A 22,130-nucleotide genomic window follows, 5' to 3' on the forward strand; every position below is an offset into this window, starting at 1 on the left:
CACCCAGCCGTAGTCTCTAATACGTAAGCGACCGGGCTTGTTAGCCCGGTCGCATGTCAGGGTCGCGACGGTCCCCAGCCCAGGCCTAAGCCCGGCGGGGACGCGTGGGAAATCAGCCTTCGGCCGATTCCGGAGCCGCTTCGGCGGCGGCTTCAACCGGCGCTTCCGGAGCAGCTTCAGCAGCTTCCGGGGCGGCTTCCGGAGCCAGAGCGCGGGCCAGGGCCGGCTCGGTCGGGTTCACGGCGGCGCCCAGGTCAACGCCCGAACCGGCTTGGCCAGCGGCCAGACCGTCCAGGACGGCGTCGGCGATCAGGTCGCAGTACAGCTGCAGGGCGCGGGCGGCGTCGTCGTTACCCGGGATCGGATAGGTGATGCCGTCCGGATCGCAGTTGGTGTCGAGGATGGCGACGACCGGGATGTTCAGCTTGCGGGCTTCCAGGATCGCGATCGCTTCCTTGTTGGTGTCGATCACGAACATGATGTCGGGGATGCCGCCCATGTCCTTGATGCCGCCCAGCGACAGTTCCAGCTTGTCGCGCTCGCGGGTCAGCTGCAGCAGTTCCTTCTTGGAACGGCCTTGGCCTTCACCCGACAGGACGCCTTCCAGCTCGCGCAGACGCGCGATCGAGCCCGAGACGGTGCGCCAGTTGGTCAGGGTGCCGCCGAGCCAGCGGTGGTTCACATAGTACTGGGCGCAGCGCTTGGCGGCCGTGGCGACAGGGTCGCTCGCCTGGCGCTTGGTGCCGACGAACAGCACGCGGCCGCCGGCGGCGGCGACTTCACGGACCTTCACCAGGGCTTGGTGCAGCAGCGGGATCGACTGCGACAGGTCGATGATGTGGATGTTCGAGCGCGAGCCAAAGATGTAGCGGTCCATCTTCGGGTTCCAGCGGTGCGTCTGGTGACCGAAGTGGGCGCCGGCTTCCAGGAGCTGACGCATGGAGAATTCGGGAAGAGCCATCGGGCCTATATCCTTTTTCCGGTTGAACCTCCGCGGACACCCCCGTTCCAGACCATTCTGGAGCGGGACCGGAACGGCGACGCCGGGATGTCTCCCCGGTGCAACCGAACGTCCACGTGTGGAATGGCCGCGCAGATAGTCTCTCAGCGGAGAAAAAGCAAGCCCCCGACGCGATCGGACGCATCGCCGGCACGGTTGATCCGCCGCCGGACCGTCGATCGCAAGATCCATCCCCCGAAACCCAGGGCTGTCCACCGACGTTCCACAGGGGGACGGGAAGGCTGTCGCCATTCCGACATACTGATGTGGCCCGCTCGATCTGGCGACGTCGTTACCACGGCATAGCTGGAGGACGTCTTATGCTCGCGGTCTTCGATCTGGACGGAACGTTGCTGGACGGTGATTCCACGGGCCTTTGGCTCTGGGGGCGCGTCAAGCGCTCGCCCGTGCGCGCCCTGGCGGTCCTGGCGGCGGCTCCGATCGCCGCGCCCCTGGTGATCATCCCGCGCACGCGCCGGCTCGGCGCCTCGATCCTGCTGTGGATCGCCACCGTGGGTCTTGGTGAGCGGGCCCTGCGCGAATCGTGCGCGCGGTTCGGAAAGGACTTCCGGGCGGGCGACAGCGCCCTCGCCTGGCGCGCCGGCGGCCTCGCGGCCCTGGAGAGCCATCTGGACGCCGGCGACCGGGTCGTGGTGGTCACCGCCGCGCCCGCCATCCTGGCCGAGGCGCTGATCCGGCCGTTGGGCCATCCGATCCAGGTGATCGGCACCTCCCTGAAGCGCCGGGGCGGCGGCTGGGTCGCCGACATCCACTGTCGCAACCAGCGCAAATGCCAGGCGCTCGCGGAAGCCGGCCACGGCGCGCGCTGGGCCTATGCCTACACCGACAGCCTCGATGATCTGCCGCTCCTGCGCGGTGCGGAAACGCCGGTGATCGTCAAAGGCGGCAAGAGGGCCGAACGCCGGCTGTTCCGGGCGGGACTGGAGAATGGCCGGGCCGCGGCCTGGTGATCAGGCGGTGCAGCTCGCATTGCAAATAACCTCCAGGGTCCGCACTTTCAGTCATGACTCCTGGCGCAACGCTCCAAGTTCGTTGGCTCTTGCTCTGCACCGGCTCAGGCGCGCTGGCGGGCGTGATCGCGGCGGTCTTGGCGCTGCTGATCTCCGGAAATCTCTACGGCACGGGCCTGCCAGACGCGGCTCTCTGGGCTCCGTTACCGCTTGTCCCAATGATCGCGCTTGTCGCGCTGAACAGCGCGCGGCCAACGGTCAGCTGGAAGGTCAGGCTCATTGGCCTTGCCTTGCTCGCCACGGCGGCGGCGAGCGGCGAGTTCATAGTCGCGATCGCGATCGCCCAGGCGGACCATGGCTGATCGCGCGACGGTTGCCCCCTCAGGCGGTCGCCACCGGAACGTAGAAACCCCAGACGCCGTTCGACAACTCGCTCACCGCGAACGTCCGCGCCTCCGCGCCGACGCCAATCTGGTAGAGAAAATAGAGATGCCGCTGATGGCGATAGGCGGGATGCGGCAACTCCAGGGGCTCCTGGTTCAACGGCCGCCACGTCTCTTTCCAGACCTGCAAGCCGCCGATCAGAAGGTCATCGCCTTCGAACCCGATATGGACGTCGCGCCATTCCATGAACACCTCCACACCCAGGCCCCACGCTGGGCCAGCGCACGTCAACGCCCGCGCGTCGCGTGTGGACCTGGACCATATCGGCGCCATTCCAGCAACGCTGCCTCAAGAACCAGCTCTCCCGACGTGCGCGAAGAGCGGTGGGCGTACGACTCTCGTCATCGCGAGGCGCGATCGGAACGCACCGGCGTTGAATCTCGATACCCCCTCAAACCCGACGATCGACGGGCCAGGCCGCGTTTGACGGCAGAAGGTCAACGCGGCCTGATCCGAGGCGCTCGCTTTCACTGCCCCGCGTCCTCGAACCTGGAGCTTCAGTCGGGAATGGATCGTCATGGCGTCGCGAAACCACCACGACCGGCGCCAATCGGCTTGGGTACGGCGGCGCTCGCCCAAATTCGACTTTCCGGACGCCAAGGTCGCGCTTGTTTGAGCGCCCCCCTAGAAGGACTGGCCGTCAACCTGCTGCGGCTTCAGGGCGAAGACATCGACGCCGTCCAGGCAGCGGACATTGATCGCCGCCATCTTGTCCCCGTTCGGGGCCGCGCCCAGGCCGAACGACTGGATGCCGCACGTCTCGCAGAACAGGTGCGAGATCTTGTGGGTATTGAACTGGTACTCCGTCAGGGCGTCCTGGCCGCTCTGGAGTTGGAAAGCGCTCTCCGGCGCGAAGGCCATGATCGCGCCCAGTTTGCCGCACCGCGAGCAGTTGCAGCTGATCACATTGTCCAGTGACACATCGACCGCATAGCGCACGCGCCTGCACTGGCAACCACCTTCATGCCTGGCCATCGGCTCTCTCCTGACATCCGACCCTATGGGCTCTGATCTAACGTCTTTGCCTCCGCGGCTGGTATCGAGGGTTCGCATCCCTCCGTCTCCGCCGCTAGTGAAATAGGAATATATTCCTAAACATCTTCCAACAACGCCACGCCCGGAGCGGTCTTCAGCGCTCCGCGCAGCGCCGCATCCAGCGTGTAGCGCCCCGGCAGACGCAGTTCGATCTCACGCCCGCCGCCGATAGCGGCGACGAAGGTCACCTCCCCGCCTTTCTGGCCTTGGGCGGGTTCGAGCCGACGCCTCAGCGCCTCGATCTCGGTCGCCGACGGTGAAAGATGGACGCGCAGGCCGGCCACGACGTTCTCGATGGCCTTCTCGATCGGCTCGGCGTCATCGCCGAAGAAGCGCACCTCGCCGTCGCGGGCCTTGGCGCGGACCTTGATGACCACGGCCTTGCCGGGCTCCAGAACATCGCGGCACTTGCGCAAGCTTTCAGGTGGGAACAGCACCTCATATTCGCCGGACGGATCCGACAGCGACACGAAGGCGAACTTCTCGCCGCTCTGCGAAGCGCGCTCCTGGCGGCGGCGGACGACGCCGCACATGCGCAGGGCCTCCATGCCGGCCTCGGCCTGGGCCATGGCCTCGGTCACCAGGGCCACGCGCTTGCGGCGTAGCATGCCGACCACGTCTTCCAGCGGGTGACCGGTCAGGTAGAAGCCGACGGCCGACAGCTCTTCGTCCAGCAGATCGACCTGGTTCCAGTTCTCGGTCTTGGCCAGGCGCGGACGGCCAGCGCCCGGATCCGAGCCGAAGAGACCGCCCTGCCCGCCCTGACGGTCGGCGTGGCAGCTCTGGGCGTGGGCGATCAGCACATCCGCGGACGCCACGATCTGGGCGCGGTTCTTGTGAATCTGGTCGAAGGCCCCGGCCCGGGCCAGGTTTTCGATGGCGCGCTTGTTGACCTGCTTGGGGTCGATCCGCTCGACGAAGTCGAAGATGTCGCGGAACGGCCCGCCCTCTTCGCGGATCGCCACCAGGTGCTTCATGGCCTCCAGGCCGACGTTGCGGATGGCGCCGAGGGCGTAGAGCACCTCGCCGTTCTCGACCTCGAAGTCGGCGCCCGAGACATTGACGTCCGGGGCCCGGACATTGATCTCGAACTTGCGAGCGTCCTGGTGAAAGACCGCCAGCTTGTCGGTGTTCGACAAGTCGAGGCTCATCGAGGCGGCGAAGAACTCGACCGGCGTGTTCGCCTTCAGCCAGGCCGTCTGATACGAGATGAAGGCGTAGGCGGCAGCGTGCGACTTGTTGAAGCCGTAGCCGGCGAACTTGGCCACCAGTTCGAAGATCGAGCCCGACTGTTCCTCGGGGACGTTCTTTTCCTTGGCCCCGGAGACGAAACGGATCTTCTGGAGATCCATCTCCTCCTTCTTCTTCTTACCCATGGCGCGACGCAGAAGGTCGGCCTCGCCCAGGCTGTAGCCCGCCAGGATCTGGGCGATCTGCATCACCTGTTCCTGGTAGACGATGACGCCGTAGGTCTCCTTCAGCACCGTCTCCAGCGACGGGTGCAGGGTGTCGACGGGTTTTCGGCCGAACTTACAGTCGACGAAGGTGTCGATGTTATCCATCGGGCCCGGGCGATAGAGTGAGATCAGCGCGGTGATCTCCTCGATCGAGCCGCAGCGCATCTTGCGCAGCGTGTCCCGCATGCCCTGGCTTTCCAGCTGGAACACGCCGACCGTCTGACCGGAGGCGAGCAGCTCGTAGGTCTTGGTGTCGTCGAAGGCCAGCTTGCCCAGATCGATCTCGAAGCCACGCTTCTTCAGGTGCTTCACCGCGCGGTCCAGCACGGTCAGGGTCTTCAGGCCCAGGAAGTCGAACTTCACCAGACCGGCGCTCTCGACCCACTTCATGTTGAACTGGGTGGCCGGCAGGTCCGAACGCGGATCCTTGTAAAGCGGGGTCAGCTGGGTCAGCGGCCGGTCGCCGATCACCACGCCGGCGGCGTGGGTCGAGGCGTTGCGGAACAGGCCTTCCAGCTGCAGGGCCACGTCCAGACAGGCCGAGACGTTGGCGTCTTCCTTCTTGGCCTGCTTGAGGCGTGGCTCAAGGTCGATGGCCTGGGCCAGGGTCACCGGCGCGGCCGGGTTGTTGGGCACCATCTTGCAGAGACGGTCGACCAGACCCAGCGGCAGCTGCATCACCCGGCCGACGTCGCGCAGCACGGCGCGCGCCTGCAGCGAACCGAAGGTGATGATCTGGGCCACGCGGTCGCGGCCGTACTTCTCCTGCACGTAGACGATCACCTCTTCGCGTCGCTCCTGGCAGAAGTCGACGTCGAAGTCGGGCATCGAGACCCGCTCGGGATTGAGGAAGCGCTCGAACAGCAGGCCAAAGCGCAGCGGGTCGAGGTCGGTGATGGTCAGCACCCAGGCGACCAGCGAACCGGCGCCCGAACCGCGCCCCGGACCAACGGGGATGCCCTTGTTCTTCCCCCATTTGATGAAGTCCGACACGATCAGGAAGTAGCCGGGGAAACCCATCTTCTCGATGATGTTCAGCTCAAACTCGAGCCGCTTCCAGTACTCCTCCTCGGGCGCCGACAGGGTCAGGCTCACGAAGCGCGCCTTCAGACCCTCGCGCGCCTGGTGGCGCAGCTCCTCGGCCTCGTTGCGGCCGTCGCCGGTCGGGAAGCTGGGCAGGATGGGGTCGCGCTTGTGCACCATGAACGCGCAGCGGCGGGCGATATCGAGGGTGTTGTCGCAGGCTTCCGGCAGATCGGAGAACAGCTTGCGCATGTCCGCCGCCGGCTTGAACCAGTGCTCGGGCGTGACGCGGCGGCGCTCGTCCTGACCGACGAACGAACCGTCGGAGATGCAGAGCAACGCGTCGTGGGCGTCGTAGAAGTTTTCCTTGGCGAAATAGACGTCGTTGGTGGCGACCAGCGGCGCGTCGTGTTCGTAAGCCCAGTTGACCAGACCCGGCTCAGCCGCCGCCTGCTTGGGCAAGCCATGGCGCTGCAGCTCGACATAGAAGCGGTCGCCGAACACCCGCTGCATCTCGGCCAGGGCCGCCGAGGCCTCGGCTGTCTTGCCGGCGGCGAACAGCGCATCCACCGGACCGTCGGTGCCGCCCGACAGCAGGATCAGGCCCTCGCTGTATTCGACGACCTTGGCCCAGGGCACGATCGGCTCGGGCAGTTCGGCGCTGTCGAGATAGGCGATCGACGACAGTTCCGAGAGGTTCAGATAGCCCCGTTCGTTCTGGGCCAGCAGCATGATCGTCGGGGCCCGGGCCCAACGCTCGGTCGGACCGCCGCCGATGCCGGTGATCGGAATGGCGCAGCCAATGATCGGCTGGACCCCCGCGTCCTTGGCGTAGGACGAATATTCAAGCGCCCCGAACAGGTTGGCCCGGTCGGCGATTCCGGCGGCCGGCATACCCACGCCCGCGGCCAGCTTGCCGATCTGATCAGCCTTGATGGCGCCTTCCAGCAGCGAATAGGCCGATCGGACCCGCAGGTGGACGAAACCTTGCCCTTCCCCGTCCGCCATGACCGACCTCCGCTACACGACCAAAAGACTCAGGCCACCAGATTGGCGACCGTACACATCATCCAGACGAAGCTGGCGACCGACACAAGGGCCAAAGACTCACGGGCGATACGGATCATAGGAGCCTCCACAGATTTCTTGTTTTGTTCCATATTCCGCTTTTGTTCTGTTCACAAGATGTTCCGCGACGTTCCACCGCATTTTCTTGAGCCGAGTCACTCGATAGGCCGCTCGCCGCAGCGATAATCGATATGGCCAAGGCGCGCGGATCGGTTCAGATCGAGCCCATGCGCCTGATCATCGACACCGACACCGCCGGCGACGACGTCTTCTCGCTGATGCTCGCCCTCACCCGCCCCGGCGTCACGGTCGAGGCGATCACGATCGCCCACGGCAATGTCGGCTTCGTCCAGCACGCCGAGAACGCGCTGGTGACGCTGGAACGCTGCGGGCGCGCGGGAGAGGTCCCGGTCTATCTGGGCGCCCAGGCGCCGTTCACCCGCGCGCCGCTCGACGCGGCCTATGTCTTCGGCCACGACGGCATGAGCGACAGCGGGTTCGCCAAAACAGCCCAACGCCCCGCCGACGGCCACGCGGTCGACGAGCTGGTCCGTCGGATCATGGCCGCGCCCGGCGAGATCACCCTGATCGCCCAGGCTCCGCTGACCAACATCGCCCTCGCCTACCTGCGCGAGCCGCGCATCGCCAAGGCGCTGAAACACCTGTGGGTCATGGGTGGCACGGACAATGGCGTCGGCAATGTCACGCCAGCGGCCGAGTATAATTTCTATGTCGATCCGGAGGCGGCCAAGATCGTCGTCAACGCCGGCTTCAACCTGTCGATCGCCACCTGGACCCTGACCTTGCAGGATGGCCTGTGGAGCACGCAGCAGCTGGCCGAGCTGGAGGCCCTGGGTACCGACAAGGCCCGGTTCTTCACCGACGTGAACCGCGCTTCTCTCGCCTTTGCCCGCGAGACGGAGGGGCTGGACGGCAGCCTGCATCCGGACGCCCTGACCTGCGCCGTCGCCCTGGATGAGCGCCTGATCCTGGACGCCGAGGACTGCATGGTCGATGTCGAGACCATGGGCGAGCTGACGCGCGGCTATCTGAGCGTCTCGCACTCGATCCTGCCCGATATCGAGATCGCGGATCCCGCGCTCAAACGTCGACTACCCAACGCAAGGATCATCAAGAAGATCGACCAGGCCGGTTTCTTCGCCGCCATGAAGACCGCGCTGCTTTAACCTCATCGTAGGCGCTTGCCCGCAGATTTCGGGCATGGGACGAAACGCCGCATCATGGCTGGTTATGTGGCTAAGCTTAGCAAGTGCTGGCGCGGCGCACGCGCAGGCTGACCTTTTCTCGCGCGACACGATTTCCGGTCTGATCGATCTGCGCCTCGTGGCCGCCGACGGCGAGACGTCGTGGGTCGATGGGGCCGTAGGCAAGGCCCGGTTCGGCGACGGCCACCAGGGTGTGCGCCTGGGCGAAGCGGCCCTGGTCTGGAACCCGCGCTTCACCGACACCCTTTCGGCGGTCGTCGTCGGCGAGAGCCAGGATGGACAGCGCCATCTGGTCGATCTGGGCGAAGGCTATCTGGCCTATCGATCGCGACCGGGTTCGGCTCTGCGGCTGTCGGCGCGGGCCGGGGTCTTCTATCCGCCGATCTCGCTGGAGCATGATGGTCTCGACTGGTCCGTGTCCGACACCATCACACCGTCGGCGATCAACAGCTGGGTGGCTGAAGAGGCCAAGGTCGTCGGCGTCGAGGCCACGGTTCGGCGCACGATCGCCGGCCAGACCTTCAGCCTGACGGCCGGCGGCTTTACGCATGGCGACACCTCGGGCACTGAACTGACTTTCCGCGGCTGGGCGCTGCACGATCTGAAGTCGCCCGTGTTCGGCCGCTTCCCGCTGCCGCCGCTGAGCCCGCGCATGGCCGCGCGCCAGGCGCCGTCGACCACGCCGCTGGCCGAGATCGACGGGCGGATCGGCTACTACGGCCGAATCGCGTGGCAGCCGTCGTCGCGGCTGGTCTTCGATCTCTTCCGCTACGAGAACGAAGGCGATCGGACCAGCGTCGATGACCGCCGCGAATGGTCGTGGGAGACGCGGTTCTGGAACCTGGGGATGCGGCTGGACCTCGACGCCGTCGCGGTGAAAGCCCAGATCATGACTGGCGAGACCCTGATGGGCTATTCGAACGCCCAAGGCGTCTGGGCCGACATGGGATTCGACGCGGCCTATGCCTCGGCGACCAAGGCGCTGGGGCCGGGTTCGGCGACCGTGCGCTACGACCGGTTCTCGACGAGCGATCGGACCAACAAGGCCACCGACAACAACGCCGAGCACGGGTGGTCGGCGTTGGCGGCCTATCGCTGGGACTTAAGGCCCAACGCCCAGATCGTGGTCGAGGCGCTCTACATCGACAGCTTTCGCCGCGACCGCGCACGGCTGGGCCTCGCGCCCGCTCAGGACCAGACGGTCCTGCAGACGGCCTTCCGCCACCAGTTCTAGCTAGAAGCTCTGCGCTTCCAAGTGCCCGTCCTTGAGGGCGACCACGCGGTCCATGTAGCGCGCCAGCTCCATGTTGTGCGTGGCGATCACGGCCGCGACGCCCTGCTCACGGCAGGTCTGGTACAGGGCCTGGAACACCGCCGAAGACGTGGCCGGATCGAGGTTGCCGGTCGGCTCGTCGGCCAGCAGCAGCTTGGGACGATTGGCGAGCGCCCGGGCGATGGCCACGCGCTGCTGTTCGCCGCCGGACATCTGGGCCGGCTGGTGGGTCATGCGATGACCCAGGCCCAAGCCTTCCAGCAGTTCCTTGGCCCGCGCCTCGGCCTCGCGGCGGCTCTTGCCGGCGATGGTCAGGGGCATGGCCACGTTCTCGAGGGCCGAGAACTCGGGCAGCAGGTGGTGGAACTGGTAGACGAAGCCAACGGTGCCGAGGCGGATGCGGGTGCGGGCGCGCTCGGAGAGCTTGGAGCAGTCGCGACCTTCCAGGGCCACGAGCCCCGCGTCGGGGTGCTCCAGCAGACCCGCCGAGTGCAGCAGCGACGACTTGCCCGAACCCGAGGGGCCGATCAGGCCGACGACCTCACCCGGATAGACGTCGATATCGACACCGCGCAGCACGGGCAGCGGGCCGGCCTCGGTCTTGTAGACACGCTCGACCCCGCGCAGGGCCAGGATAGGATCACTCATAGCGAAGCGCCTCCACCGGATCGAGGCGCGAGGCGCGCAGGGCCGGCGGCAGGGTCGCCAGGATGCTCATCAGGGCCGACATCGCGACGATACCGCCGACCTCGGTCCAGTCGATCTTCGCGGGGATGTGCGAGAGCATGTAGACGTCGGCACTGAATACGGCCGTGCCGCTGACCCATTCGACGAAGTTCTGGATCGGGGTGATGTAGGCGCAGAACACCACGCCCAAAGCCAGGCCGCACAGGGTGCCGGCCACGCCGATCGATGCGCCGGCCATGACGAAAATCCGCAGCACCGCGCCCTGGCTGGCGCCCATGGTGCGCAGGATGGCAATGTCCTTGCCCTTGTTCTTCACCAGCATGACCAGGCTGGAGATGATGTTCAGGGTGGCGATGGCGACGATGCAGAACAGGATCAGCCGCATCACCTTCCGCTCGACCTGGAGCGCGGTGAAGTAGCTGTGGTTCTTGTCCTGCCAGTCGCTGACGACGGCGCCGGGGCCGGAGGCGACCTCGACGTCGTGCTTGTAGTCCTTGGCCTTGTCGGGGTCATCGACCTTGATCTCGACATAGTCGACCGAGGTGTCGCGGCCGAAGAACAGCTGGGCCTGCTCAAGCGGCATGTAGATGAAGGCCTCGTCGAACTGGCTCATGCCCACGCTGAACAGGCCGCCGACGATGTAGTTCTTCTCGCGGGTCGAGGAGCCGAAGGCCGTGGCCGGGCCCGAGGGCGAGATCAGGGTGATCGGGTCGCCCGGCTGCACGCCCAGGGTCTGGGCCATGCGATCGCCGATCAGGACGATGTCGCCGCCGTACTCGCCTTGGCCGAAGCCCTGTAGCGAGCCTTTCTTGATGTTGCTGGCGATCAGCGACATGTGCCGCAGATCATTGGTGGTCACCCCGCGTACGATGGCGCCGGTCACTTGCGTCGGGCCGATGACCATGGCCTGGGCCTCGACCATCGGCGCGGCCTGGGTCACGCCTGGCGCGGCCTTGATGCGACGGATGATGGTGTCGCGGTCGGGGCCATTGATCAGCGGCGACTGGGCGTAGAGGTGGCCGTTGAAGCCGACGATCCGGCCCAGCAGCTCGGCCCGGAAGCCGTTCATGACGCTCATCACGGTGATGAGGGCGAAGACCGCCAGCATCACCGCGCAGAACGAGATGACCGCGATCAGCGCCACGCCGCCGTTCTTGCGCTTGGCGAACAGATACCGGGCGGCGACAGAGCGCTCCCAGCGACTGAAGGGACCGGCGGCGCGGACGTCTGGCATCAGGCGGTCTTGCTCTTGGTCAGGCCGTCGAGGACCGATTCCAGCGAGGCGGTGTGGCGCTCACCCGTCTTGCGGTTCTTGATCTCGACCACGCCCTCGGCGATGCCCTTGGGACCGACGACCAGCTGCCAGGGCAGACCGATCAGGTCCATGGTGGCGAACTTGGCGCCGCCACGAGCATCCGTGTCGTCGTAGAGCACGTCCTTGCCGGCGGCCTTGAGCGCGGCATAGGCCGTCTCACAGGCCGCGTCGCAGGCCGCGTCGCCCTGGCGCATGTTGACGATGCCGACGTCGAACGGCGCGACGCCTTCCGGCCAGATGATGCCGGCGTCGTCGTGGCTGGCCTCGATGATCGCGCCCAGCAGGCGCGAGACGCCGACGCCGTAGCTGCCCATCTGCACCGGCACGTCCTTGCCGTCCGGACCGGTGACCACGGCCTTCATCGGCTCGGAGTACTTGGTGCCGAACGAGAAGATGTGGCCGACCTCGATGCCGCGCGCCGACAGGCGGTCGCCTTCCGGCAGCGCGCCGAAGGCGGCTTCGTCGTGCATTTCCTCGGTCGCGGCGTACAGCGCCGTGCGCTGGTTCACCAGCGGCTGCAGGTCGCCGTACCAGTCGACGTCCGGACCAGGGGCCGGCATCTCGACCAGGTCCTTGTGGCAGAAGACGGCGCTTTCGCCCGTCTCGGCCAGGACGATGAACTCGTGGCTGAGATCGCCGCCGATCGGGCCGGTGTCGGCGCGCATCGGCACGGCCTTCAGGCCCATGCGCTCGAACAGGTTCAGATAGGCCACGAACATGCGGTTGTAGGCCTTGCGCGCGCCCTCGGCGTCGAGGTCGAAGCTGTAGGCGTCCTTCATCAGGAACTCGCGGCCGCGCATCACGCCGAAGCGCGGGCGGGTCTCGTCGCGGAACTTCCACTGCACGTGGTAGAGGTTCTTGGGCAGGTCACGGTAGCTGCGCACCGAACCGCGGAAGATCTCGGTGATCATTTCCTCGTTGGTGGGCCCGTACAGCAGCTCGCGCTCGTGGCGGTCGGTGATGCGCAGCATCTCCGGGCCATAGGCGTCGTAGCGGCCCGACTCGCGCCACAGGTCGGCCAGCTGGAGCGTTGGCATCAGCAGCTCGATGGCGCCGGCGCGATCCATTTCCTCGCGGACGATCTGCTCGACCTTCTTCAGCACGCGGAAGCCCAGTGGCAGCCAGGCATAAATGCCCGCGGCCTCTTGGCGGATCATGCCGGCGCGAAGCATCAGCTGGTGCGAGACGATCTGGGCGTCGGACGGTGCTTCCTTCAGCACCGGCAGGAAATAGCGCGACAAGCGCATGCGCGTGGAAACTCCGGGAATTCGAGAAGGGCCTGAGATAGCCCCTCCCCCGACAGCTTGGCAACGCGCGAGGCTAAAGTAAGGCTCCGACGCTGAATAAAAGAGAGGCCGCGCGGATCGCCGCGCGGCCTTTCAAGTCATCGTCGGGGAAGACGCCACAGAGCGAGACCGGCAAGGCCGATCTCCTGAAGTCACCTTACCAACCGAACATGTGTTGGGGCACGATCCTGCGAGGGAAGCGCTAACAATGAGGCCGTTCGCCCAAGGCTTGGGCGATTGAAGGCAGATTGCTCAACCCGCGCCCAAGGCTTGTGCATCCGCACGCCTGCGTCGTCGTCACTTCCAGTCCGGCAGATCGGGCAAGTTGATCAGGTTGAAGTGGATCACCAGGAACAGCAGCACGAACACGACGGCCGAGACCCAGGTCGTGGTGATGAACTTGCGCTTCAGGTTCGGATTGATCGGCGCGCCCGGATCCCCGCCGCCCGGCGGCTTGATCCCGGCCTCGTGGTAGCTGCGCGAACCCAGCGGCAGGACGGCGAACAGCACCGTCCACCAGATGGTCAGGTAGATCGCGAACCAGGTGATCGGGCTCATCAGTGAGCATCCTTGGGGGTTTCCATGAGCTCGACCAGCAGGCCGCCCATGTCCTTGGGGTGGACGAAGATGATCATGGTGCCATGAGCGCCGATGCGGGGCTCGCCCAGCACGGTCGCGCCCTTGGCCACCAGATCATCGCGCGCTTCGTAGATGTTCTCGACCTCGAAGCAAATGTGGTGCTGGCCACCCTTCGGGTTCTTGGCCAGGAAGCCGTGGATCGGCGAGCTCTCGCCGTAGGGCTCGATCAGCTCGATCTGACTGTTGGGCAGGTTGACGAAGCAGACCCAGACGCCCTGCTCCGGCATCGCCCACTTCTCGGTCACCGAGGTCGCGCCCAAGAGGTCACGGTACATCTTCACCGAGTCGTCGATCGAGGGCGTGGCGACGCCGACGTGATTGAGCTTGCCGATCATCCTGGAAACTCCCGCTCTGCTTCTCTGGTCGTTGGCTTGGGCCTAGCACCAGGGCTTCATCGCGGGAAGATACGGGCGACCACGGTGTTTCCGTGACCGCCCGATCAGATCACAGGCGCAGGACCGTCGTTTCCACGACCGGCTTGCGTTCCCAGATGCGGAACGCGGCCTTCTTCACGGCGCGGGAGATGGCGCTCTCGATCGCCTCGTCCTGCTCGCGGGTGTCCCCGGTGAGCTTCTTGTAGGCGGTCTCGGCTTCCTCGGCGAGGTCGTCCAGAGCGTCGTCGAGGCTGTATTCCTCGTCGCCGGTCAGGCCGATGCCGCGGACCTGCGGGCCCGAGACGATGCGGTTGCGGCCGTCCAGCACGATCGACACGGCCAGCATGCCGTTGAACGCCGCGTGACGGCGCTCGCGCAGGGCGTCGCCATTCTCAGGCGTGACCACGCCGCCATCGACGTACAGACGCCCGGCGGGCACCTCGTCGATGATCTCCGGATGGCCCGGCGCCAGTCGCACCATGTCGCCGTTGCGCGGCGAGACGGCGTGCGGGACCTGCAGGTCCTTGGCGAAGGCGGCGTGCTCGATCAGGTGACGGCGCTCGCCGTGGGTCGGCACGGCGATCTCCGGCCGGACCCACGCGTACATCTGGCGCAGCTCTTCACGGCACGGGTGACCCGAGACGTGGATGCCGGGCGTATCGCGCTCGGTGTGCAGGCGCACGCCGCGATCGGCCAGCTTGTTCTGCAGGTTGCGGATCGGGATCTCGTTGCCCGGGATGACCCGCGAGGAGAAGACCACGTGGTCGCCCTGCCCCAGCTTCACGTGCGGATGGCTGCCGTCGGCAATGCGCGACAGGGCCGCGCGGGCCTCACCCTGGCTGCCGGTGCAGAGGAACAGGACCTCATTCTCGGGCAGGTGCTTGGCCTGGTCGTCGTTGACGAACGGCTCCAGGCCCTGCAGCAGACCGACCGACCGCGCGGCGGCGGCCATGCGGTGCATCGAGCGGCCGGCCAGGCAGACCTTGCGGCCGCAGGCCTGAGCCGCGCGGATCACGGTGTCCATGCGCGCCACGTTCGAGGCGAAGCAGGCCACGGCGATCTTGCCCGACAGACTCTTGATCAAGCCGCCCAGCGCTTCACGGACGTCGGCTTCCGAACCGGCTTCACCTTCGACGAAGACGTTGGTGCTGTCGCAGACCATGGCCAGCACGCCCTCGTCGCCGAGGCGGCGCAGGGCGGCGTCGTCGGTCGGGGCGCCCAGCTGGGGCTCGGGATCGATCTTCCAGTCGCCGGTGTGCAGGATCGTGCCCAGCGGCGTCTTGATCGCCAGGCCGTTCGGCTCGGGGATCGAGTGCGTCAGGGTGATCAGTTCCAGGTCGAACGGGCCGAGCGAGAACTTGCCGCCCAGCGGCACCTCGGTGATCGGCACCTCGTCCAGGATGCCCGCGTCACGCAGCTTCTCGCGTAGCAGGAAGGCGGTGAACGGCGTGGCGTAGACCGGCGCCTTCAAGCGCGGCCACAGCCAGTGCACCGCGCCCAGGTGGTCTTCGTGGGCGTGGGTCAGGACAATGCCGATGATGTCCTTGGCATAGGGCTCGATATAGGACGGGTCCGGCAGGATGATCTCGACGCCGGGCGTCGTCTGGTCGCCGAAGGTCACGCCCAGGTCGACCACGATCCACTTGCGATCGTGAGACGGGCCAAAGCCGTACAAATTGAAATTCATGCCGATCTCGTTCGACCCGCCCAGCGGCAGGAAGACGAGCTCGTCGCTCTTGGATTTTTTCATCAGGTCTCGGAAATGGTGTTTCGACGATAGATTTCGAGAAGACCCCGTATCGTCAGGTCGGAGTCGAAGTGGTCGATGCTGTCGGTGGCGCCCTCGAACAACGAGGCGACGCCGCCGGTGGCGATAACGGTCATGGGCTCGCCGCGCTCAGCCTTGATGCGCGAGACGAGGCCCTCGATCAGGGAAATATACCCCCAGAAGACGCCGGACTGCATGGCGGAGACGGTGTCCGTCCCCACGATCCTGTTACCGGACGGCCGCTGGATGGCGATCCGGGGCAGCTTGGCCGCCGCTTCGTGCAGGGCCTGCATGGACAGGTTGATGCCGGGCGAGATGATCCCGCCCTCGAACGCGCCATCCGCGGCCACGATGTCGAAGGTGGTGGCCGTGCCGCTGTCGATGACGATCAGCGGGCCGGAATAGACCATGGCCGCGCCGATGGCGTTGACCAGGCGGTCGGCGCCGGCCTCGGACGGCTTCTCGATGCGGACATCGATGCCCAGCTTGGCGTTCTCGCCGATCACCAGCGGCTCGACATTGAGATAGCGGCGGCTGAGGTTGCGCAGGTTGAAGATCGACTGCGGCACGACGCTGGAGATGATCACAGCATCGATGGCCCGGAAGCCGATGCCCTGCATCGACAGCAATTGCGACAGCCAGACCACATATTCGTCGGCGGTGCGGGTGCTTTCGGTCGCCGCGCGCCACTGGGCCAGCCACGACTGACCGTCGTGGATGGCGAACATGGTGTTGGTGTTGCCCTGTTCAATGGCGAGAAGCATCAGGCCGCTCCAAAGAAGACATCGCCGGCGGTGATCCGGCGGACACGGCCGTCGTCCAGACGCAGGCGCAAGGCCCCGTCGCCGTCGAGGCCTTCAGCGATGCCCTCGACCGTCTCGGTTCCCAGGCGCGCGACGCAGGCCTCGCCCAGGCCGTGGGCCCGGGCCGTCCAGGCGTCGGCGATGGCGGGGAAGCCCAGCGAGGTCCAGACGCGCCGCCAGCGCTCGAAGGCCTCAGCCAGGCACTGGGCGGCCTCGGGCGCGCGTGGCGGCGGGACTTCGCGATAGGTGGCGATGGAAGTCGCGGGACGCTCACTGTCGATCGGCTTGCGGGCCAGGTTCACGCCGACGCCGACAGCCAGCCACAGGCCGCCGGCCGGGGCGGCGCCGGACTCGATCAGAATGCCGCTGACCTTCAGCCCACCCAGCAACGGGTCATTGGGCCATTTCAGACTGACGAGGGACGCAGGCACGTAGCAGGCCAGCATATCGGCCACGGCCAGGGCGGCCACGAACGAGACCTGGGCGGCCTCGCCTGGCGGCTTGTCGGTATGGAGAAGCAAGGTGGCGGCGAGGTTGCCCTCGCCCGTTTCCCAGGCCCGGCCGCGACGGCCACGGCCGGCGGTCTGGCGGAGGCCGACCAGCCACACGGGGCCGGCCTCGCCCGCCTCGGCCCGGCGACGGGCTTCGGCGTTGGTGGAGTCGATCTCGTCCAGGACGACGACGGGCGGAACGCCCGTCACGTCACGCGTGACCAAAGGCGGCCGCGGCGGCCTTGGCGGCGGGATCCAGCCAGACCAGGGCCACGAGCACGATCGGGAACGAGAAGAACGCGGCCGCGATGCCGACGGCGCGGGCCGAAGGCGACGGGGCGTCGACCGAGCCGGCCGGCGCGTCGAACCACATCGATTTGATCAGGCGCAGATAATAGAACGCCGCGACGACCGAACCGACCAGGCCCAGCACGGCGGCCCATTGCAGGACCACGTCGCCGGCGCCCATGGCGGCCTTGAACACATAGTACTTCGACCAGAAGCCCGAGAACGGCGGCAGGCCCAGGGCCGACAGCGAGAACGCCGTCATGGCCAGGGCGACGCCCGGACGTTCCTTGATCAGGCCCGCCATGTCCTCGATGGTCTCCATCGGCTTGCCGTCGCGGTTCAGCGCCTGCAGGCAGGCGAAGAAGCCGGTGACGTCGACCATGTACAGCACCATGAAGACCAGCATCGCGTGCAGGCCGACCTCGCCGCCGGCCGCGACGCCCAGCAGGGCGTAGCCGACATTGGCGATCGAGGAATAGGCCCACAGGCGCTTGAGGTTGGTCTGGGCCAGACCCGCGAAGGCGCCGACGAAGATCGACAGCAGGGCCGCGATCACCAGGATCTGGCGCCACTGGTCGGTGGCCGTCGGGAAGGCGTCGCCCAGCACGCGGGCGAACATCATCATGGCGGCCAGTTTCGGCGCGGCGGCGAAGAAGCCGACGACCGGGGTCGGGGCGCCTTCGTAGACGTCCGGAGTCCACATGTGGAACGGCGCGGCCGAGACCTTGAACGCCAGGCCGCAGATCAGGAACACCAGGCCAAACAGCAGGCCCGTGCCGTGCGAACCGCCGTGGGCGGCGGCCAGGGCGATCTGGCTGAAGTGGGTCGAACCGGTGAAGCCGTAGATCAGCGAGCTGCCGTACAGCAGCAGGCCCGACGACAGCGCGCCCAGCACGAAGTACTTCAGGCCCGCTTCCGACGACTTGGCGTCGTCGCGGCGCATGGCGGCCAGGACGTACAGCGCCAGCGACTGCAGCTCGACGCCGACATAGAGGCTGATCAGGTCGCCGGCCGAGGCGGTGACGCCCATGCCCAGGGCGGCCAGGATCACCAGGACGGCGTATTCGAACTTCTGGTCGCCGCGCTGGGCCAGCCAGCGGTCGCCCAGCACCACGGCGATGGCGCTCGACAGATAGATGGCCACCTTGGCGTAGGTCGCCGCGGCGTCGGCCGCGTAGACGCCACCGAAGGCGCGGCCGTGCGGACCCAGCACCGCCGTAGCGGCGGCCGCGATCAGCGCCGCGACGGCGGCCAGGGTGAAGATGGCCCCGACCTTGCCCCGGAAGGCACCGGCGACCAGCAGAACCAGCGCCGCGATCGCGAGAACGATCTCAGGCAGGACGAGCGTGAAGTGAGCGGAAAAGGTCATAGGCTCCTCACCCGCCCACGGCGGCGCGCCAGGCGCCGACGAGCGCGTCGACGGACGTCGCGGTCAGGTTGAACACGAGGTTGGGGTAGATACCCAGCAGCAGGGTCATCGCGATCAGCGGCACGAAGAGAAGGATCTCGCGCGCGTCCAGATCGGTGATGGTCTTCAGCTCGGGATTGGTGATCTCGCCGTACATGACCCGACGGTACAGCGTCAGGGCGTACATGGCCGACAGGATCACGCCGGTGGCCGACACGATCGCCGTCCAGGTCGAGGCCTTGTAGACGCCGGTCATGGTCAGGATTTCACCGACGAAGCCCGAGGTGCCCGGCAGGCCGACATTGCCCATCGTGAACAGCAGGAACACGAAGGCGTAGTGCGGCATCCGGTTGGTCAGGCCGCCGTAGAAGGCGATCTCGCGGGTGTGCATGCGGTCGTAGACGACGCCGACGCAGAGGAAGAGCGCGCCGGAGATCACCCCGTGGCTCAGCATCTGGAACAGAGCGCCCTGCTCGCCCGCCGCATTGCCCGAGAAGATGCCCATGGTCACGAAGCCCATGTGGGCGACCGACGAATAGGCGATCAGCTTCTTGATGTCGGTCTGACGGAAGGCGACCAGCGAGGTGTAAACGATGGCGATGGCCGACATCGCGAACACCAGCGGCTGGAACATCTCCGAGGCATTGGGGAACATTGGCAGGCTGAAGCGCATGAAGCCGTAGCCGCCGAGCTTCAGCAGGATGCCGGCCAGGATGACCGAACCAGCCGTCGGGGCCTCGACGTGGGCGTCGGGCAGCCAGGTGTGCACCGGCCACATCGGCATCTTCACCGCGAACGAGGCGAAGAAGGCCAGCCACAGCCAGGTCTGCAGCCACGGGGCGAACTTGAACGTCATCAGCGCCGGGATCGACGAGGTGCCGGCGATGTTGATCATGGCCAGAATGGCGGCCAGCATCAGGATCGAGCCGAGCAGCGTGTACAAGAAGAACTTGTAGGCCGCGTAGATCCGACGCTTGCCGCCCCAGATGCCGATGATCAGGAACATCGGGACCAGGCTGAACTCGAAGTAGAGATAGAAGAGGATCAGATCCAGCGCGCAGAACACGCCGATCACCAGGGTCTCCAGGACCAGGAAGGCGATCAGGTACTCGACGACGCGCTTCTCGACCGACTTCCAGCTGGCGATGATGCAGATGGGCAGCAGGAACGCGGTCAGCAGGACGAACAGCACCGAGATGCCGTCCACGCCCATGCGGTAGTGGATGCCCGCGAACCAGGCGAGGTCTTCCACGAACTGGAAGCCCGGGTTCTTCGGGTCGAACTGGAGGGTCAGGACGATCGACAGGCCGAACGTGACCAAAGTGGTCACGAGCGCGATCCACTTGGCCAGCGTGTCGGTCTTGGCGCTCTCGCCGTTGAAGGCGCGCGCGGCGAGGATCACCGCGACGCCGACGATCGGCGCGAAGGTCGTAAGGCTGAGAAGGCCGCTCATTAGCTCCGTCCCCCTCAACGGAAGGCGTACAGGGCGAAGGTCAGCAGGCCGGCGACGCCGAGCAGCATGACAAACGCGTAGTGGTAGAGATAGCCGGTCTGCAGCTTGCCGGTGCGCTTGCCGACCTCATACGAGAGGTTGGAGACGCCATCCGGGCCCAGCCGGTCGATGATCTTCTGGTCGCCGCCCTTCCAGAACAGGTCGCCGAGGAACTTGGCGAAGCGCACGAACGTGGCGTCGTAGAGTTCGTCGAAGAACCACTTGTTGTAGAAGAAGACGTACAGCGGGCCCTTGCGCTCGGCCATTTTCAGGCCCAGGCGCTCGTCGCCCTTCAGCAGATAGACATAGACCGCGACCAGCAGGCCCAGGATCGAGGCGATCAGCGGGCTCCACTTCACCCACTCGGCCACTTCGTGCGCCTGGTGGAGGACGTGGTTGGTCGGGGCGTTGTAGATCGCGCCGCGCCAGAACTCTTCCTGGTGGTGGCCGACGAAGTAGTCGGTGAACACGAAGCCGGCGAAGATCGCGCCCAGCGAAAGCACCACCAGCGGGAACAGCATCACGATCGGGCTTTCGTGCGGCTTGTGGTCGTGACCATGGCCGTGATCGCCATGGGCGTCATGAGCCGCGTGGTCGTCCGCGAGCGGCTCGTCATGGGTCTCGTGAGCTACAGCGCCATGGGCGTGGTCGTCGTGACCGTGAGCATCGTGGGCGTGGTGGTCGTCATGACCCCAGCGCGCCTTGCCGTTGAAGGTGAAGAAGGCCAGGCGCCACGAGTAGAACGAGGTCAGGCCCGCGACGAGCACGCCGATCACCCAGGCGAACATGCCGATGCCGTTGTGCTGGCCGGCGGCGAACGCCGCTTCGATGATGGTGTCCTTCGAGTAGAAGCCGGCGAAGCCGAGGTGCAGCGGCGGCAGACCCAGACCGGTGATGGCGATCGTGCCGATCGTCATGGCGATGAAGGTCACCGGCAGCAGCTTGGCCAGGGCGCCGTAGCGACGCATGTCCTGCTCGTGGTGCATGCCGTGGATCACCGAACCGGCGCCCAGGAACAGCAAAGCCTTGAAGAAGGCGTGCGTGAACAGGTGGAACATGGCCGCCTGGTAGGCGCCGACGCCGGCCGCGAAGAACATGTAGCCCAGCTGCGAACAGGTCGAGTAGGCGATCACGCGCTTGATGTCGTTCTGGGTCAGGCCGACCGTGGCGGCGAACAGGGCCGTCACCGCGCCGATCACCGTGACGATGTTCTTGGCGACGGGCGCGTATTCGAACATCGGCGACAGCAGGCACAGCATGTAGACGCCGGCGGTGACCATGGTGGCCGCGTGGATCAGGGCCGACACCGGGGTCGGGCCTTCCATGGCGTCCGGCAGCCAGGTGTGCAGGAAGAACTGCGCCGACTTGCCCATCGCGCCGATGAACAGCAGGAAGCAGGCGATATCCATCAGCGGCCAGGTGTGGCCCGCGAATTCCCAGGTCTTGCCGGCATGGCTGGCGATCATCGGGAACAGCTCGGCGAACTGGATCGTGCCGAACGCCCAGAAGGTGGTCATGATGCCGAGGGCGAAACCGAAGTCGCCGACGCGGTTGACCACGAAGGCCTTGATGGCCGCGGCGCTGGCCGACGGCTTCTTGAACCAGAAGCCGATCAGCAGGTACGAGGCCAGGCCCACGCCTTCCCAGCCGAAGAACAGCTGCATGAAGTCGGCGGCGGTGACCAGCGACAGCATGGCGAAGGTGAACAGCGACAGGTACGCGAAGAAGCGCGGCTTGCTGTCGTCCTCGGCCATGTAGCCCCAGGAATAGATGTGCACGAGGGCCGAGACCGTCGTGACCACGATCAGCATGGTCGCCGACAGGGCGTCGATGCGGATGGACCAGTTGGCCTGGAAGTCGCCGATGCTGATGAACGGCAGCAGGTGGACGGTGAAGGCCTCCATGTGCCCCCAGGTCCACTGGCTGAACGTGTACCAGCTAAGGCCGCAGGCCAGGATCAGCGCGCCGGTGGTGACCGACTGCGACGCCACGTTGCCGATGCGGCGGCCGAACAGGCCGGCGATGGCCGCGGCGATGATCGGCGCGAAAACGAGAATGGTGACAAGCGTCTGCATGACGTCG

At 66.4% G+C, this 22,130-nt stretch carries 20 protein-coding genes and 1 pseudogene; 4 read left to right on the plus strand and 17 right to left on the minus strand.

Annotation, left to right across the window (positions count from 1 at the left end):
• Nucleotides 1–112: 112 nt before the first annotated feature.
• On the minus strand, nt 113–961 hold the full coding sequence (rpsB, locus tag AC07YH_RS13915) for a 30S ribosomal protein S2 (protein WP_494747575.1): 849 nt from the start codon (nt 959–961) through the stop codon (nt 113–115).
• A gap of 359 nt (nt 962–1,320) precedes the next feature.
• Between rpsB and AC07YH_RS13920 the strand changes: the two genes are divergently transcribed.
• Together AC07YH_RS13920 and AC07YH_RS13925 are read left to right on the plus strand one after the other, a co-directional pair.
• Nucleotides 1,321–1,971 carry a haloacid dehalogenase-like hydrolase gene (locus tag AC07YH_RS13920; protein ID WP_494747576.1) on the plus strand — a complete coding sequence of 217 codons (651 nt, stop codon included), beginning with the start codon at nt 1,321–1,323 and terminating at the stop codon, nt 1,969–1,971.
• Between the two features lie 137 nt (nt 1,972–2,108).
• Entirely contained in the window at nt 2,109–2,333 is a 225-nt protein-coding gene (locus AC07YH_RS13925; RefSeq protein ID WP_494747577.1) for a hypothetical protein, read from the plus strand.
• Between the two features lie 19 nt (nt 2,334–2,352).
• On the opposite strand, the gene AC07YH_RS13930 is transcribed toward AC07YH_RS13925, so the two are convergent.
• The 4 genes from AC07YH_RS13930 to sidA form a co-directional block, all read right to left on the minus strand.
• Nucleotides 2,353–2,601 (minus strand): hypothetical protein, encoded by a 249-nt coding sequence (locus AC07YH_RS13930; protein ID WP_494747578.1) that lies wholly within the window; start codon nt 2,599–2,601, stop codon nt 2,353–2,355.
• 438 nt (nt 2,602–3,039) lie between these two features.
• Nucleotides 3,040–3,390: a GFA family protein gene (locus AC07YH_RS13935; protein WP_494747579.1), complete on the minus strand. Its 351-nt coding sequence runs from the start codon at nt 3,388–3,390 to the stop codon at nt 3,040–3,042.
• A 116-nt stretch (nt 3,391–3,506) separates the two neighbouring features.
• Entirely contained in the window at nt 3,507–6,938 is a 3,432-nt protein-coding gene (dnaE, locus tag AC07YH_RS13940) for a DNA polymerase III subunit alpha (RefSeq protein ID WP_494747580.1), read from the minus strand.
• Between the two features lie 29 nt (nt 6,939–6,967).
• A complete protein-coding gene (gene sidA / locus AC07YH_RS13945; RefSeq protein ID WP_099577629.1) occupies nt 6,968–7,057 on the minus strand; it encodes a cell division inhibitor SidA in 90 nt (29 codons plus the stop codon).
• A 168-nt stretch (nt 7,058–7,225) separates the two neighbouring features.
• On the opposite strand from sidA, the gene AC07YH_RS13950 reads away from it, so the two are divergent.
• Both AC07YH_RS13950 and AC07YH_RS13955 read left to right on the plus strand, forming a co-directional pair.
• Nucleotides 7,226–8,185, plus strand: coding sequence for a nucleoside hydrolase (locus AC07YH_RS13950; protein ID WP_494747664.1), 960 nt, complete (start codon nt 7,226–7,228; stop codon nt 8,183–8,185).
• 157 nt (nt 8,186–8,342) lie between these two features.
• Nucleotides 8,343–9,458, plus strand: coding sequence for a hypothetical protein (locus AC07YH_RS13955; protein ID WP_494747581.1), 1,116 nt, complete (start codon nt 8,343–8,345; stop codon nt 9,456–9,458).
• On the opposite strand, the gene AC07YH_RS13960 is transcribed toward AC07YH_RS13955, so the two are convergent.
• From AC07YH_RS13960 to nuoL, 12 genes and pseudogenes are all read right to left on the minus strand, one after another.
• The gene (locus AC07YH_RS13960) at nt 9,459–10,145 is read right to left on the minus strand and encodes an ABC transporter ATP-binding protein (RefSeq protein WP_494747582.1); all 687 of its coding nucleotides are present in this window, start codon (nt 10,143–10,145) and stop codon (nt 9,459–9,461) included.
• Nucleotides 10,138–11,418, minus strand: a complete 1,281-nt coding sequence (locus AC07YH_RS13965) for a lipoprotein-releasing ABC transporter permease subunit (RefSeq protein WP_494747583.1) — start codon at nt 11,416–11,418, stop codon at nt 10,138–10,140. Before AC07YH_RS13965 ends, AC07YH_RS13960 begins: the two co-directional genes overlap by 8 nt.
• Nucleotides 11,418–12,746 (minus strand): proline--tRNA ligase, encoded by a 1,329-nt coding sequence (gene proS, locus AC07YH_RS13970; protein ID WP_494747584.1) that lies wholly within the window; start codon nt 12,744–12,746, stop codon nt 11,418–11,420. The genes AC07YH_RS13965 and proS overlap by 1 nt, the downstream gene beginning before the upstream one ends.
• Nucleotides 12,713–13,034, minus strand: a pseudogene (locus AC07YH_RS13975) (hypothetical protein). Before AC07YH_RS13975 ends, proS begins: the two are co-directional and overlap by 34 nt.
• Before the next feature lie 48 nt (nt 13,035–13,082).
• The gene (locus AC07YH_RS13980) at nt 13,083–13,343 is read right to left on the minus strand and encodes a DUF1467 family protein (protein ID WP_494747585.1); all 261 of its coding nucleotides are present in this window, start codon (nt 13,341–13,343) and stop codon (nt 13,083–13,085) included.
• Nucleotides 13,343–13,759 (minus strand): methylmalonyl-CoA epimerase, encoded by a 417-nt coding sequence (mce, locus tag AC07YH_RS13985; protein ID WP_099577617.1) that lies wholly within the window; start codon nt 13,757–13,759, stop codon nt 13,343–13,345. Before mce ends, AC07YH_RS13980 begins: the two co-directional genes overlap by 1 nt.
• Before the next feature lie 109 nt (nt 13,760–13,868).
• Entirely contained in the window at nt 13,869–15,548 is a 1,680-nt protein-coding gene (locus tag AC07YH_RS13990; RefSeq protein WP_494747586.1) for a ribonuclease J, read from the minus strand.
• On the minus strand, nt 15,548–16,333 hold the full coding sequence (locus AC07YH_RS13995; RefSeq protein ID WP_494747665.1) for a type III pantothenate kinase: 786 nt from the start codon (nt 16,331–16,333) through the stop codon (nt 15,548–15,550). Before AC07YH_RS13995 ends, AC07YH_RS13990 begins: the two co-directional genes overlap by 1 nt.
• Nucleotides 16,330–17,085: a biotin--[acetyl-CoA-carboxylase] ligase gene (locus AC07YH_RS14000; protein ID WP_494747587.1), complete on the minus strand. Its 756-nt coding sequence runs from the start codon at nt 17,083–17,085 to the stop codon at nt 16,330–16,332. Before AC07YH_RS14000 ends, AC07YH_RS13995 begins: the two co-directional genes overlap by 4 nt.
• Nucleotides 17,072–18,517 carry an NADH-quinone oxidoreductase subunit NuoN gene (gene nuoN, locus AC07YH_RS14005; RefSeq protein ID WP_494747588.1) on the minus strand — a complete coding sequence of 482 codons (1,446 nt, stop codon included), beginning with the start codon at nt 18,515–18,517 and terminating at the stop codon, nt 17,072–17,074. Before nuoN ends, AC07YH_RS14000 begins: the two co-directional genes overlap by 14 nt.
• Before the next feature lie 7 nt (nt 18,518–18,524).
• Nucleotides 18,525–20,027 (minus strand): NADH-quinone oxidoreductase subunit M, encoded by a 1,503-nt coding sequence (locus AC07YH_RS14010; RefSeq protein WP_494747589.1) that lies wholly within the window; start codon nt 20,025–20,027, stop codon nt 18,525–18,527.
• Nucleotides 20,024–22,123, minus strand: a complete 2,100-nt coding sequence (gene nuoL / locus AC07YH_RS14015; protein WP_494747590.1) for an NADH-quinone oxidoreductase subunit L — start codon at nt 22,121–22,123, stop codon at nt 20,024–20,026. Before nuoL ends, AC07YH_RS14010 begins: the two co-directional genes overlap by 4 nt.
• Between the last annotated feature and the right edge of the window lie 7 nt (nt 22,124–22,130).

Source organism: Caulobacter sp. GW456-12-1-14-TSB4, from assembly GCF_059424195.1.